Origin of the sequence: Virgibacillus dokdonensis, from assembly GCF_900166595.1 — a bacterium.
Taxonomy (GTDB): Bacteria; Bacillota; Bacilli; order Bacillales; family Amphibacillaceae; genus Virgibacillus; species Virgibacillus dokdonensis.
In genome coordinates this window covers 2,304,928-2,320,221 of sequence record NZ_LT745763.1, presented here as the reverse complement: position 1 = coordinate 2,320,221, position 15,294 = coordinate 2,304,928, and the positions used below count along the sequence as shown (strand labels likewise).

15 protein-coding genes are annotated in these 15,294 nt (G+C 37.3%); 14 read left to right on the top strand and 1 reads right to left on the bottom strand.

The window, feature by feature from the left end; all coding sequences use genetic code 11:
• Positions 1-5: 5 nt before the first annotated feature.
• From gmk to spoVM, 12 genes are all read left to right on the top strand, one after another.
• Positions 6-623, top strand: coding sequence for a guanylate kinase (gene gmk / locus B2C77_RS12485; RefSeq protein ID WP_077704235.1), 618 nt, complete (start codon positions 6-8; stop codon positions 621-623).
• Entirely contained in the window at positions 620-835 is a 216-nt protein-coding gene (gene rpoZ / locus B2C77_RS12480) for a DNA-directed RNA polymerase subunit omega (RefSeq protein WP_101934024.1), read from the top strand. The genes gmk and rpoZ overlap by 4 nt, the downstream gene beginning before the upstream one ends.
• Positions 836-999: 164 nt before the next feature.
• Positions 1,000-2,208, top strand: a complete 1,209-nt coding sequence (gene coaBC, locus B2C77_RS12475) for a bifunctional phosphopantothenoylcysteine decarboxylase/phosphopantothenate--cysteine ligase CoaBC (RefSeq protein WP_077704233.1) — start codon at positions 1,000-1,002, stop codon at positions 2,206-2,208.
• Between the two features lie 2 nt (positions 2,209-2,210).
• Positions 2,211-4,619, top strand: a complete 2,409-nt coding sequence (priA, locus tag B2C77_RS12470; protein ID WP_077706904.1) for a primosomal protein N' — start codon at positions 2,211-2,213, stop codon at positions 4,617-4,619.
• A 17-nt stretch (positions 4,620-4,636) separates the two neighbouring features.
• On the top strand, positions 4,637-5,578 hold the full coding sequence (gene fmt, locus B2C77_RS12465; protein ID WP_077704230.1) for a methionyl-tRNA formyltransferase: 942 nt from the start codon (positions 4,637-4,639) through the stop codon (positions 5,576-5,578).
• 5 nt (positions 5,579-5,583) lie between these two features.
• The gene (rsmB, locus tag B2C77_RS12460) at positions 5,584-6,939 is read left to right on the top strand and encodes a 16S rRNA (cytosine(967)-C(5))-methyltransferase RsmB (RefSeq protein WP_077704227.1); all 1,356 of its coding nucleotides are present in this window, start codon (positions 5,584-5,586) and stop codon (positions 6,937-6,939) included.
• 199 nt (positions 6,940-7,138) lie between these two features.
• A complete protein-coding gene (locus B2C77_RS12455) occupies positions 7,139-7,900 on the top strand; it encodes a Stp1/IreP family PP2C-type Ser/Thr phosphatase (RefSeq protein WP_077704225.1) in 762 nt (253 codons plus the stop codon).
• Entirely contained in the window at positions 7,900-9,915 is a 2,016-nt protein-coding gene (gene pknB, locus B2C77_RS12450) for a Stk1 family PASTA domain-containing Ser/Thr kinase (protein ID WP_438272978.1), read from the top strand. Before B2C77_RS12455 ends, pknB begins: the two co-directional genes overlap by 1 nt.
• Complete coding sequence (gene rsgA / locus B2C77_RS12445; protein WP_077704223.1) at positions 9,916-10,794, top strand: ribosome small subunit-dependent GTPase A; 879 nt, start codon at positions 9,916-9,918, stop codon at positions 10,792-10,794.
• A gap of 1 nt (position 10,795) precedes the next feature.
• On the top strand, positions 10,796-11,458 hold the full coding sequence (gene rpe, locus B2C77_RS12440) for a ribulose-phosphate 3-epimerase (protein ID WP_077704222.1): 663 nt from the start codon (positions 10,796-10,798) through the stop codon (positions 11,456-11,458).
• Between the two features lies 1 nt (position 11,459).
• The gene (locus B2C77_RS12435) at positions 11,460-12,101 is read left to right on the top strand and encodes a thiamine diphosphokinase (protein ID WP_077704219.1); all 642 of its coding nucleotides are present in this window, start codon (positions 11,460-11,462) and stop codon (positions 12,099-12,101) included.
• A 40-nt stretch (positions 12,102-12,141) separates the two neighbouring features.
• Positions 12,142-12,225 carry a stage V sporulation protein SpoVM gene (gene spoVM / locus B2C77_RS12430; protein ID WP_073005173.1) on the top strand — a complete coding sequence of 28 codons (84 nt, stop codon included), beginning with the start codon at positions 12,142-12,144 and terminating at the stop codon, positions 12,223-12,225.
• A gap of 204 nt (positions 12,226-12,429) precedes the next feature.
• Here the strand turns inward: spoVM and rpmB are convergent, their stop codons facing one another.
• Entirely contained in the window at positions 12,430-12,618 is a 189-nt protein-coding gene (gene rpmB, locus B2C77_RS12425) for a 50S ribosomal protein L28 (protein ID WP_073005172.1), read from the bottom strand.
• Between the two features lie 553 nt (positions 12,619-13,171).
• Between rpmB and B2C77_RS12420 the strand changes: the two genes are divergently transcribed.
• Together B2C77_RS12420 and B2C77_RS12415 are read left to right on the top strand one after the other, a co-directional pair.
• Positions 13,172-13,534 carry an Asp23/Gls24 family envelope stress response protein gene (locus B2C77_RS12420; RefSeq protein WP_073005170.1) on the top strand — a complete coding sequence of 121 codons (363 nt, stop codon included), beginning with the start codon at positions 13,172-13,174 and terminating at the stop codon, positions 13,532-13,534.
• Positions 13,535-13,632: 98 nt separating this feature from the next.
• Positions 13,633-15,288 carry a DAK2 domain-containing protein gene (locus B2C77_RS12415; protein WP_077704216.1) on the top strand — a complete coding sequence of 552 codons (1,656 nt, stop codon included), beginning with the start codon at positions 13,633-13,635 and terminating at the stop codon, positions 15,286-15,288.
• Positions 15,289-15,294 lie beyond the last annotated feature (6 nt).

The following is a 15,294-nucleotide window of genomic DNA, read 5'->3' as shown; positions in this document are numbered from 1 at the left end:
ATAATTTGATTGAAGAAAAAGGGATTCTTTTTATTCTTTCAGGGCCTTCCGGAGTCGGGAAAGGAACAGTGCGTAAGGCGCTGTTTAATCAAGATACAGATTTAAAGTATTCCATTTCTATGACGACCCGTGAAAAACGTCCAGGAGAAAAAGAAGGCGTAGATTATTTTTATAAATCCAAGAAGGATTTTGAGCAACTAATTAAAGAAAAACAGCTGTTAGAATATGCGAAATATGTCAATAATTATTATGGTACACCCCGTGAGTATGTAGAAAAAACATTGGAATCAGGGCATGATGTATTTTTAGAAATAGAAGTACAGGGTGCTTTACAAGTTAGGGAGAACTTCCCCGAAGGTGTGTTTATCTTTTTATTTCCACCTAGCCTTGAGGAATTAAAAAATAGAATTGTTCATAGAGGAACAGAATCTCAAGACCTTGTCTTAAACAGACTAAAAGAGGCAAGAAAAGAAATTGAGATGATGGACAAATACGATTATGTAGTTGTAAATGATGATGTTGCTCTAGCTGTGAAAAAAATTCAAGCGATTATTCAAAGTGAACACTTAAAGCGGGAGCGCATTGCAAAACAATATAAACAATTATTGGAGGATGAATTATAATGCTAGACCCATCGATAGACTCTTTACTAAAAAAAGTTAACTCAAAATATAGCCTTGTTACACTCGCTGCCAGAAGAGCTAGACAAATTAGCGAAACGAAGAAAGTGTTAATTGATAACCCAAAATCCTATCAATACGTTGGTATGGCACTGGAAGAAGTTCAGGCAGGAAAGTTATTTATTGACGAAGAGGCGGGAAAAAGTCAATTATAAGGAATATCTCCCAGTTGCAGGGATGATGAAAGAGGTTATCATAATGAAGCGTAGAAACTCCCTCGCAAACTTAGTTGCGAGGGAGTTTCTGCATAGGCCTATTTAAAATGAAGTAACAAGTACAACATGGTCAACTGGAAAATGAAAAGAAAGGAGCAAAAAACATGGTTTATTCCAAAAATATTGTGTTGGGTGTATCAGGAGGGATAGCAGCTTATAAGGCTTGTAGTCTCGCTAGTAAGTTGACGCAACAAGGAGCAAATGTAAAGGTGATCATGACTGATAATGCAATGAAATTCGTTACACCTTTAACATTTCAAGCGCTTACCCGTAACCCTGTATATACGGACACATTTGATGAAAAAGATCCAGAAAGAATTGCTCATATCGATGTGGCTGATTGGGCTGATATTATAATTATTGCCCCAGCAACTGCAAATATAATCGGAAAGCTTGCCAACGGAATTGCTGATGACATGTTATCGACGGTATTACTTGCTACCCAAGCAGATGTATATATTGCTCCTGCAATGAATGTGCACATGTATGCACATCCAGCAGTTATAAAAAACATGCAAACTTTAGTAGACTGGGGGTATCGTTTTATCGAACCTGGATCTGGTTATTTAGCTTGTGGTTATGTAGGAAAAGGCAGATTAGAAGAGCCGGTGCAGATTATAAAAACGATAGAAGTACATCAACAGAAAAAGGCACAATTATTTTTAAAAGGAAAGAAAATGTTGATTTCTGCTGGACCAACACAAGAAAAAATAGATCCAGTCCGTTATTTTACGAATCGTTCTTCCGGAAAAATGGGCTTTGCGATAGCAGAAGCAGCTGCTAATGCAGGTGCTTCCGTTACGTTGGTAGCCGGTCCAAGTCAAGTGCAAGTACAACACCATCAAATTGAAAGGGTGGATGTTACAACTGCTGAGGAAATGTATGAAGCTATGCTGGAGCACGCTACTAAAAGTGATATTATCATTAAAGCTGCAGCTGTTGCTGATTATCGTCCGAGCATCACGTATGATCAAAAAATGAAAAAGCAACCTGGTCCGTTATACCTCGAGATGGAACGTACAAGAGATATATTACAGACGTTGGGTAACCAAAAAGAGGATCAGTTTCTTGTAGGATTTGCTGCTGAAACAGAAACACCGATCGAAAATGGTTATAAAAAGTTGCAGAAAAAGAACCTGGATGCAATTATTGTTAACGATATTTCTCTTGAAGGTTCCGGATTTGCTGGAGACACGAATGCCGTTACGTATTTGAATAAACAAGGGAGAAAGGAAAACCTCACTTTGAATACAAAGCAGGTGATAGCTGAACAAATTGTTAAACTGATTCATGAAGATTTGGAGGATCAATGATCGTGAATATAGCAAAAGTAATTGTCGATGTCCCTGCTAGTTCCATCGACCAGACGTTTGACTATCTCATTCCAGAAAAATTTCTTGATATTGTCGCTCCCGGGGTTCGGGTTATTGTGCCATTTGGTCCGAGAAAAGTGATGGGATTTGTAGTAGAAAAGGCAAGTAGCTCCGAATTCTCTAATCTAAAGTCTCTTAATGATGTTCTTGATCTTGAGCCTGTATTGACAAAAGAATTATTACGTGTTGGAAAATGGTTAGCTTATGAAACGATAAGTTTGCAAATAACGACCTTTCAGGCGATGTTACCACAAGTATTGAAGGCCACTTATAAAAAGGAAATCGTACGTCTTTCAGAAGCTCGTTTGTCTGAGGAGCTGGAGTTTTTGTTTGCAGGTAGGAATGTTGTTCCATATGAAGAGTTTATTGCTTCCGATATACGATATATTCGTTTGTCAGAAGCGGTAAAAGCTGGCGATATAGCAATTGAGTATTTAGTAAAATCTCGAATTACAAAAAAATTTCTAACGATGGTCCGTCCTACCAAGCCTTTGCATGAGTTGGAGGAAGCGGCTTTAGACTTATCTAAACTAGCCAAAAAACAGAAGCAAATTCTTCACTTTTTTTTGCAAAACCGAAAACCAGTTGAGAAACGCTATTTGCTTAAGCAGCTACGTACAACGGATAGCACAGTGAATGCATTACGTAAGAAAGGATTGTTAGAAACTTTTCAACAAGAGATTTATCGCGATCCTTACGCAGCCGGAGATTTTACTAGAACAGAACCGTTATTATTGACAGAGCAACAAGCCGAAGCGATTAATCCTATAAAAGAAACAGTAACAAACAAACAGCATAATGTCTTTTTATTACATGGTATAACGGGAAGTGGAAAGACAGAAATATATTTACAAGTTATTCAGGAAGTCATTGAAAGAGGAGAGGAAGCCATTGTCCTTGTTCCAGAAATATCGTTAACGCCACAAATGGTTAAACGATTTAAAGGAAGGTTTGGCTCGAATGTAGCAGTCATGCATAGCGCTTTATCTGCAGGTGAAAAATACGATGAATGGCGTCGCATACAACGTAAAGAAGTACAAGTCGTTGTCGGTGCAAGGTCAGCTGTTTTTGCCCCATTTGAAAACTTAGGTGTCATTATAATCGATGAGGAACATGAATTAACCTATAAGCAGGAAGATCAGCCGCGTTATCATGCAAGAGATGTTGCCATTCAACGGGGAATGAATCATCAATGCCCTGTCGTTTTGGGAAGTGCAACGCCAATGTTAGAATCCTATGCTAGAGCAAGTAAAGGTGTTTATCAACTAGAAACGCTCAACAAACGAACAAATGACAAGCCGTTGCCCCCAGTAGAAATTGTAGATATGCGTAAAGAATTACATGCAGGTAACCGAACGATGTTTTCCAGATCCTTAAAAAAGGAAATAGAGGCCTGTTTGCAAAAAGGGGAACAAATCGTACTATTATTAAACCGGAGAGGCTACTCTACATTCGTTATGTGCCGAGATTGCGGTCATGTTAAAGAGTGCCCTTATTGTGATATTGCTTTAACTTATCATAAGTATAGTCATCGGTTAAAATGTCATTACTGTGCATATGAGGAACAAATGCCGACGCAATGTCCAGAATGCGGAAGTGAAACCATTCGCTATTTTGGAACTGGCACACAAAGGGTTGAGGAAGCTTTATTAAAACTAATACCAGAAGCGCGTGTTATTCGAATGGACGTTGATACGACAAGGAGAAAAGGGTCCCATGAAAAGCTATTGCACCAATTTGCAACGAAACAGGCTGATATTTTATTGGGTACACAAATGATTGCTAAAGGGCTTGATTTTGAAAATGTCACATTGGTTGGCGTATTAACTGCAGATTCTATGCTGCATTTGCCAGACTTTCGTTCATCTGAAAAAACATTTCAAATTTTGACGCAGGTAAGCGGTCGCGCAGGTAGACATGAATTGAATGGTAAAGTTATTGTGCAAACATATACTCCTGATCATTATAGCATTCAACTAGCAAGTCAGTACGATTATCAAAGCTTTTATAAAAAGGAAATGGTCATGCGAAAAACATTTCATTATCCACCTTATTTCTTTTTAGCACTTATTACTGTTACACATACAAACCAAGTGAAAGCCGTTCACACAACACAACAATTTGTACAAAAATTATCCAGTGTTGTTCATAATCAAACGATAATATTAGGCCCAACTCCATCTCCTATACCGCGAATAAAGAATAGATATCGATATCAATGCATGATAAAATACAGAAATGAACCTCATTTACAAACAAAACTTCGGAAGATTGCTGCGCTTTTTTCGGAGCAAATAAAAAAAGAAGATTTGTTGATTTCAATTGATATGCAACCGTATCATTTAATGTAAAGAAAGTAGGTAGTGAAATGAAGCGAATTGTATTTATGGGAACTCCCGATTTTGCAGTACCAATTTTACGGACATTAATAGACTCGCCTTATGAAATTGTTCTTGCTGTTACCCAGCCTGATCGACCTAAAGGAAGAAAACGGGTGCTTGCCCCCCCACCAGTAAAATTGGAAGCAGAGAAACATCATATTCCTGTCTTTCAACCAGAAAAGTTAAAGGATAATTACGAAGAGATATTGACATATAGCCCTGATTTAATCGTAACTGCAGCTTATGGTCAACTATTGCCTAATGCGTTATTAACTGCACCTCCATATGGTTGCATCAATGTACATGCTTCCTTATTGCCAGAATTACGAGGCGGAGCACCCATTCACTATGCCATTATGGAAGGTAAAAAAGAGACAGGAATTACGATTATGTATATGGTAGAAAAATTAGATGCAGGTGATATGCTGACACAACAAAAGGTATCGATTGATGCAGATGATCATGTGGGTAGTTTACACGATAAATTGGCCAAAGCAGGTTCGGAATTATTAACACAAACGCTCCCTCAATTATTTGCAGGCGACATAAAAGCAATGAAACAAAACCACGATCAAGCAACCTTTGCTGCTAATATTAAACGGGAGCAGGAGGAAATTGATTGGAATAAACCTAGTCACGTGATATACAATCATGTTCGTGGCTTACATCCATGGCCAGTGGCCTATACGACTTTGCAAGACAAACCAATGAAAATTTGGTGGGGAGAACCAATTGATAAGGTGTATGACGGACAACCTGGAGAAGTTGTCGATAAACCAGATAACTGTGCTTTCATCGTTGTTTGTGGGGACAAGAAAGGTTTCCGTATCACAGAAATACAACCAGCTGGTAAAAAAAGAATGAAAGTTAAGGATTATTTACAAGGTAATCCGAATCGAATTCAAATTGGTCAAGTAATGGGTGAATAATGATAATGAAAACAGAATCGCTACGAAGCAAAGTGTTAGATACATTAATACGAATTGAAAAAGATCAAGGATACAGTCATTTACTTGTAAATCAAGAATTAAGAACAGGTGATATTTCTCCAAAAGACGAAGCATTATTTACGGAGATAGTTTACGGTACAGTGCAGCAACAAATTACATTAGATTATTATTTGGCGTCTTTTTTAAATCGAAAGAAAACTCCTGATTTATGGGTAAAGGTCTTATTAAGAATGTCTATGTATCAAATGGTATATTTAGATCGTATACCAGACCATGCGATTATTCATGAAGCTGTTGAGATAGCGAAAGCAAGAGGACACAAAGGTATCGCATCCTATGTAAATGGAATTCTACGTACCGTGCAAAGACGAGGTGTCCCTTCTACAGCATCTATCAAGGACGATGCAACCAGAATTTCAATTACAACAAGCCATCCCAAATGGTTAGTAGAACGATGGATCCAACAGTATGGAAAAGAGACGACAGAAGCAATGTGTATAGCCAATACCAATCACAAGCCATTGTCTGTTCGTATTCAACCTTTGAAAACAAATAGGGAAGAAATAATGCAAGAAATGGCGGAAAGTGGTTTTAAAGTGCGTCCTTCCTTTTTTTCTCAACAAGGAATCATTGTTGAAGAAGGGAAAGTGTTAAAGAGCAAGTGGTTTAAAGAGGGAAGGCTCACAATCCAGGATCAATCCTCGATGCTTGTAGCAGAAATCTTACGTTTACAACCTGGTATGCATGTACTTGATACGTGTAGCGCTCCTGGTGGAAAGGCCACCCATATAGCTGAGAAAATGGAGAATAGAGGAAGAATCGATGCTTACGACCTTCATACTAAAAAGGTGAAGCTTATTCAAGCAAAGGCAAATGAACTTGAATTGTCCATTATACATCCGTCTAAAGAGGATGCGCGTAATTTACAAAGTATGTATCAAAAAGGAAGCTTTGATCGAATTTTAGTTGATGCACCTTGCTCAGGATTGGGTGTTATTAGAGGGAAACCAGAAATAAAATATCATAAACACGAACAAGATATAGAACGGTTATCTCTTATTCAACAGGAAATACTGGAAACAGTTGCTCCTTTAATAAAGCAAGAAGGTCTACTTGTATACAGCACATGTACGGTCGACCAGCAAGAAAATGAACACGTTGTACGTGCTTTTTGTGACAAACATCCTTCTTTTGAAGTGGACCAGACATTTTTTACTGATTTGCCAGGACCCTTACGTGATTCAGCGGGTGTAAGTGAAATGGGTTTACAAATCTTCCCTCACTCATTTGAGACGGATGGCTTCTTTATGACACGATTAAAGAAAAAACGGATGAAATAGACTTCTTTTCTGGGAGGTAATGTGTAATACTGTAGATGTATAAACAATACGTCGTGAAGTAAATGGCGTACAGAAGGGAATCTTTTTCATTGAGAAATATTTAAACAAGTATTTTTAAGCTTGTAGTTAGAGAGGGGCGCTGCTTTTCGTTAAGGTTTAGAGCGAAGCTGCGTTTCTCTCAGAATAAGGGAGTGAAATAATGAAAGCTCATTTTTTAACAGATCGCGGGCAAGTTCGAAGTCATAATGAAGACTCTGGAGGCGTGTTTTATAATGTTGCAGGCCAGGCTCAAGCAATTATAGCTGATGGCATGGGCGGGCACCAAGCTGGTGATGTTGCTAGTCAAATGGCTACCAGATTGCTACAAGATAAATGGGAAAAAACACAACAAGTAGATACCCCGGAGATGGCTGAAGCATGGGTGAAAGATGCTGTTCAAGAAGCGAATACAGCTATTTTTCAGCATGCTCAAGAACATGAAGCTTGCCATGGAATGGGAACGACCATTGTTATCGCGATTATTCTTGATGACGCTTTAACGATTGCACATATTGGTGATAGTAGGGCTTATGTAATCAATAATGAGCAGATGAAACAGATTACAGAAGATCATTCCTTTGTAAATGCTCTTGTTCAATCAGGGCAAATTTCTAAAGAAGAGGCTGTTTACCATCCACGAAAAAATGTCGTTTTAAAGGCTCTAGGGACAGAAGAAACTGTTACATGTGATGTTCGCACATTGAGTCTAGAACAAAATGATTTACTGTTACTATGTACAGACGGATTAACTGATAAATTAACAGATGAAGAAATTTATTCCATGATATATTCTGATGAGGAACTTTGCCATATTGGGAAAAAGATGATTCAAGTAGCAAATGAACGTGGCGGTGAGGATAATATTTCTCTTGTTTTAATACAACACGATAAGCCTGAAGAGAGAGCAGGTGAATCATCTTGATGAAAGGGCACTTAATTAATGATCGCTACCTGATTAAGGAAACAATTGGCGGTGGTGGTATGGCAAATGTTTATTTAGTCAGAGATACCATTTTAGAAAGAGATGTAGCGCTTAAAAGTTTGCGTTTGGAGTATGCAAATGACCAAGAATTTATCGCTCGTTTTGATCGCGAAGCACATGCTGCTACAAGTTTAAATCATCCAAATATCGTGAATATATATGATGTCGGCGAAGAAGATCATTTACTTTATATGGTCATGGAATATGTAAAAGGCATGACTTTAAAAGAATACATACAAAATAAAGGTCCCATAGAAGTTAAGGAAGCATTGGATATTATGGGACAAATTACCTCGGCTATTTCTCATGCGCATGAGAATGATATCGTGCATCGTGACATAAAGCCGCAAAATATTCTAGTTGATACAAATGGTCAAGTGAAAGTAACAGACTTTGGAATTGCTGTTGCTTTAAGTGCCACTTCGTTAACACAGACAAATTCGATTCTAGGATCTGTTCATTATTTATCACCAGAGCAAGCAAGAGGAGGAATGGCTACCAAAAAGTCCGATATTTATTCGCTTGGGATTGTTTTATACGAATTATTAACAGCAAAGTTACCTTTTTTGGGACAATCAGCTGTTTCTATTGCTTTAAAGCATTTGCAAAATAATACACCTTCTGTACGTGAGTTTAACGCAAGCATCCCGCAAAGTGTAGAAAATATCGTTTTAAAAGCAACAGCCAAAGACCCATTTCATCGTTATGAAACGGTGGATGATATGCAAGATGCACTAGAAACAGCACTTGATCCAAACAAACGAAATGAACCAATGTTTATTCCACCGATAGAAAAGGGGGAAGAAACGAAGGCAATTCCAATTATTACAGATCAGGTAGAAATGTCACCTAATGATGAAACCATCATTCACACCTCTAACACAACTAAATCTTATACAGAGTCCGAGAAGAAAGTAGATAAAAAGCAACCTGATAAAAAAACAAAGAAACAAAGACCGAAAAAGAAAAAAAACAAGAAGAAATGGATTATCTTAATAGGTAGTATACTTTTACTTGTCGCTGGATTATTAGCATTGTACTTTTTTACCGATTTATTCCAACCAAAAGATGTTACTGTACCTGATGTAACAGATATGACAGATAGAGAAGCAATGACCAAGCTGGAAGATTTAAACTTAATTGTAGATAAGGAAGAAGTTTTTTCCGATGAGGTTGAAGAAGGTAATGTTGTAGGTACCGATCCAAACGCTGGTTCCTCAATAAAGGAAGAGTCGACGATTAAGCTATTGATTAGTAAAGGTAAAGAAACAGCTTCTTTTGCTGATTATGTGGGAAAAGATTTTAAACAGGTAAAACGTTTGCTAGAAGAAGATGGTTATGAGGTGCTAGATCCGTACGAAGTGAATTCAGACAAACCAATTGGAGAGATTATTGAACAGATTCAACCTAGTCCAGACAGTGAAGTTGTACCGAGTGAGACAAAGGTAATCTTCCGCATTAGTAGCGGGCCTAAGACAGTTCGTTTAAATAATTTAAAAGGGATGACAGAAGCAGAGGCTGAAGAATATTTAAAAAACTATGGACTAAAGATGAATAAAGAAACAGATCACTCTGATACAACGCCAGAAGGAGAAGTTATTCGCCAAGATCCAGAAACAGATACTGAATTGGAAGAAGGTGCGACAGTAACCGTAGTCATTTCTTCCGGGCCTGAAGAAATGCCTCCTAAAACGCATGAAGTTGCTTATACAGTTCCTTATAAACCTAAGAAAGAGACAGAGGAACAAGAAGAACTTCCAGAGCAAACGGTGACTATATATATTGAAGATATGGAGAATGAATTATCTGAAGTTTATATGGAGGAAAAAATAACCGAAGATACAGAAGTAACTTTCTCACTTACAATTGCACCTGATAGCGAGGCCGAATACATTATAAAGCGAGATGGAGAAGTTATTTCGAATAAAGTAATTGCTTATAAAGAAGGTGAATAGATGGCAAAAGGGAGAATAATTAAAGCTATAAGCGGTTTTTACTATGTACAAGCTGACGGAGATCTGTACCAATGTAAAGGCAGGGGAGTTTTTCGTAAAAAAAAAATAACGCCTTTAGTTGGTGATGTAGTAACCTTTGACTTTAGTGGTGACAATGAAGGATATATTTTAGAAATACATGAAAGAGATAACGAATTACTTCGCCCGCCGATTGCAAATATTGATCAAGCAATCATAGTTACTTCTGCAATGAAGCCTGCTTTTAATGCAACATTGCTTGATCGTTTCCTGGTTTTAGTAGAATCCAATTTGATTAAGCCAGTTATCTTCTTTACCAAATTGGATGTCGCGGAAAAGGAAAGAGATCGATTTGAAAAATATCAAAAAGATTATCAAAAAATCGGTTATGACGTGGAGTTACTATCCGTTAAGCATTCCGATCATACATCCATTTTGAAACGGTATTTAAAAGATAAAATTACAGTCATTGCTGGGCAATCGGGTGTAGGAAAAACAACATTACTCAATGCGATAGATCCTTCTCTTGCATTAAAAACAGGAGAAATTTCCGATAGTCTTGGTCGAGGAAGACATACAACAAGACATGTGGAATTACTTCCTATGTTTGGCGGACTTGTTGCAGATACACCCGGTTTTAGTTCTTTGGAATTTCAAGATTTAAGCGCATCTGAACTAGCTGATTGTTTTCCAGAGATAAGAGAAAGAAAAGCAAATTGTAAATTCCGTGGCTGCATGCATATAAAAGAGCCTAAATGTGCCGTTAAGCAAGCGGTTGAAGACGGTGAAATAACGGGTTATCGCTATGACCATTATGTACGTTTTTACGAAGAAATCAAATTAAGAAAGCCGAGGTATTAATATGATAAAATTAGCACCATCCATTTTAGCTGCAGATTTTGCTCGTTTAGGGGAAGAAGTGAAGGAAGTAGACCAATTTGGAGCTGACTATATCCATGTCGACGTGATGGACGGTCATTTTGTACCAAATATTACTTTAGGACCGCCAATCGTTGAAGCAATTCGTCCTGTAACAAATCTTCCGTTGGATGTTCATCTTATGATTGAAAATCCAGATCAATTTATACCTTCATTTGCTAAGGCAGGAGCGGATATCATTACAGTGCACCAAGAAGTTTGCCAACATTTACACAGAACTATTCAGCTTATCAAAGAACATGGAATGAAAACAGGCGTAGTCATTAATCCTGCTACTCCTGCTGAAACGTTACTGCCTATTTTACCTGACATCGATATAATTTTAATTATGACAGTTAATCCTGGATTTGGTGGACAATCGTTTATTGATGGTACGTTAGGAAAAATAAAGTTAGTAAATAAGTGGCGTGAAGATTTTGGTTTTTCTTTTGAGATTGAGGTTGATGGAGGGGTTAACTCCAAAACTGCCAAACGATGTGTAGATGCTGGTGCCGATGTACTCGTAGCGGGAAGTGCTATTTTTGCCCAAGAAGATCGTAACAAGGCGATGCAGGAAATTTTGCAGGCAGTAAAGGGGTCTAATTAACGTGACTGTAGTAGGCATTGTAGGTAATGCACCTGGAAACCATCCTGATTTAAAAACATACAAGGAAGAGGTGGATTTTTGGATAGGTGCTGATCGAGGTGCATGGGTTTTAGCTACTTACGATTTGCCAATTACCTATGCTATTGGGGATTTTGATTCTACAACGAAAGAGGAAAAATCGCTAATTGATAAACATGCACACTACGTTCATGTTTATCCTTCTGAAAAGGACGAAACAGACTTAGAATTAGCTTTAAACAAAGCTTATGAACTGGATCCGGACACAATCTATTTATTTGGTGTATCAGGAGGGCGTAAAGATCACGAGTTCATCAATGTACAATTGCTTTATGTTATTTTATCGAAAGGGATTCGTGGAATTATAATTGACATAGCGAATTATTTAGAATTAACGTTTCCAGGCAAGTACACAGTTCTACATGATATCAATTATCCGATCATTTCTTTCGTGCCTTTTTCGAAAGAAGTGAAAGGTATTACGCTAACACATTTTTACTACCCTTTAACGAATGCGAATATTTCATGGGGGTCCACGTTATGTATTTCAAACAAGCTAATTAGAAATAGTGGTACTTTTTCTTACAAAGAAGGCATATTATTATTAGTAAAGAGCCGTGATTAGATTTCTAGTTAGTTTTGTTTGTAAAGAGGAGGGCGAACTCATGAAATTTTATACGATTAAGCTCCCAAAGTTTATAGGTGGATTTGTAAGAGTGATTATTGGTACATTTAAGAAAGAGAAGTAAACTGCAAGAAGACGAGTGAGGTATAAATTATTGTTGAAAAGCGGCCATGAAATTGATCATGGCTTGTTTTTTTATACCCTAGGAAAGTATAAAAGTTTAAAGGTATATAGTATAAGAAAAACTACAATAATATACTGTAATTCCATATAAATAAGCACCTTTATTAAAAGGTGCTTATTTATAACTAATGTGTGAAGCTGTATATTATACGCGTTCCACTTTCCCTGATTTTAGGGCGCGTGCAGAAACATAAACTTTTTTCGGTTTACCATCTACCATGATGCGTACTTTTTGTACATTAGCTTTCCATTTTCGCTTGTTTGAATTCATTGCGTGAGAGCGGTGGTTTCCAGTGCGAGTCTGGCGTCCAGTAACAACACATTTTCTGGCCATGCTATCCCTCCTACTTCTTTCTTTTCAACTTAAACCTCATACTTATATAATTTACCATAACATTAGTTTATTTGCAATTATTGTTTTGCGTTGGTATGTATCAAGTTTTTCTCAACATAATTATGACCTCAAAATTTCCAGTACTCTATTCATGTACACTTTTACTGGCAGTTTCATGCAACAATTGTTTTATAAATGCATAAGCGAAATGTAGCTAGTGACCGCTGTGGAAAAAACTACGCTTTTCCACTGGACAAGGAAAGCTACGACAGTGAAACATCGCACGAAGAATATGACTGTCCATTTTCGAGGAGTCTCCGTTAAAATTTCTAAAGCATTTTGTTTAGATCAGGTTTTGTAAGTTTTCTCAATGAATAGATGAATAAAGTAGACAATCTATAGAACATCAAGAAAAAACGCTTGACAGATGCATGGAAATCGTACATTGTAAGAAGGGGTAATTTTATATTGCAATCATCTTTGACTTTTAAAATATAGTTGCATGTAGTAGAATGTTTTTAGAATGTGAGCAGGTACTAAAAGGAGGATTCAAATGTCCATTGAACTGCATACAAATGATGGTCAAGTAACAATAACAAACGAAGTAATTGCAACGATTGCTGGAGGGGCTGCGGTAGAGTGTTACGGTATTGTTGGGATGGCTTCAAAAAGTCAAATACGGGACGGTATTGCGGAAATTTTACGTAAAGAAAATTTCTCTAAAGGTGTTATTGTTCGTCAAGAGCAACATCATCTGCATATCGACATGTATATTATTGTAAGTTATGGTACAAAAATATCTGAGATTGCTCATAATGTTCAATCAAAAGTTAAATACACGCTAAATCAATCTCTCGGTTTGGAGATTGATTCTGTCAATATTTATATTCAAGGAGTTCGTGTTACTCAAGAATAATTTATCAACTATGAAACGTATGACTATATACGATCTGTCTTAGCGTCTGTTTCTTAACAGACGCTTCTGAGTTCTTGATTAGAGGAGGAAAATTTAACGTGAGTTTACAACAAATCGATGGCAAGAGACTGGCACAAATGATTTTGTCTGGTGCTCATCATTTGTCCAATAATGCCAAGAGAATTGATGCATTAAATGTTTTCCCTGTACCAGATGGGGATACAGGAACGAATATGAACCTAACGATTACTTCTGGGGCAAATGAAGTGAAAAATATCCAAAGTACCCAAGTATACGAAGTTGCGCAGGCATTTTCCAAAGGGCTCTTAATGGGTGCAAGAGGGAATTCAGGTGTTATATTATCGCAAATATTTCGTGGTTTTGCAAAAGGGTTGGGAAAAGAAGAAGTTGTTACAACAAAAGGGCTTGCAAAAGCATTTGAAAGTGCTGTATCCACAGCATATAATGCTGTAATGAAGCCAGTTGAAGGAACTATTTTAACTGTGGCAAAAGATTCTGGAAATAAGGCGGTTGCGATCGCCGAAGATGAAACAGATATTATTACCTTAATGGAGGAAGTTGTAGCTGAAGCAAAAGCTTCTTTAAAGCGCACACCTGACCTACTCCCTGTTTTAAAAGAAGTTGGAGTGGTGGATTCAGGTGGACAAGGATTAGTAACGATTTATGAAGGCTTTTTAGCTTCCTTAAAAGGGGAAGAGCTACCTGAAGGCACTTCAAATATTAATATGGACGAAATGGTTAATGCAGAGCACCATAAAATAACACAAGATTTTATGAATACCGAGGATATCAAGTTTGGTTATTGTACGGAATTCATGGTGAAATTTGAAGAAGAAAAGGTAAGCAAGCACCCTTTTGATGAAGAAGCATTCCGTCAAGAATTAAGCAACCATGGTGATTCTTTATTAGTTGTAAGTGATGAAGAACTAATAAAAGTGCACATTCACTCAGAATATCCTGGAGAGTGTCTCACGCTAGGGCAACGCTATGGAAGTCTAATTAATATGAAAATAGAAAACATGCGCGAGCAGCATACAGCGTTAGTTGGGAAGAAAGAAAATAAATCTACAGAACCAGTAGAATATGCCATTGTTACAGTAGCTATGGGTGAAGGGGTAAAAGAATTGTTAGAAAGTTTAGGTGCCTCTGTCGTTATTCAAGGTGGTCAAACGATGAACCCAAGCACTCAGGATATTACGAACGCTATTAAACAAGCAAATGCTAAAAAAGTGCTGCTGTTACCTAATAACAAAAATATTTTTATGGCAGCTGACCAAGCGGCAGAATTAGCAACGGAAGATGTTCGAGTTGTACCAACCAAGACAATACCTCAAGGTATTAGCGCTATGTTGGCGTTCCATCCAGATCACGATCTAGATACGAACCAAAAGGCAATGGATGAGGCTAGAAAAAATGTAAAAACTGGTCAAATTACATATGCCGTTCGAGATACACAAATGGATGGTATTACTATCAAAAAGGATCATTTCATGGGAATTGCAGACGGGAAAATCGTCACTACCAATGCAGATAAAATGGCAACTGTTAAATTATTATTAGAAAAAATAATTACAGAAGACGATGAAATTTTAACTGTATTACAAGGTGAAGATGGTACGGATGAAGAAACCCAAGCGCTTATGGCATATATTGAAGAAAAATATGAAGATATTGAAGTAGAAGTTCATAATGGGAAACAACCAATCTATGCCTTTATTTTTTCTGTAGAGTAATTTACA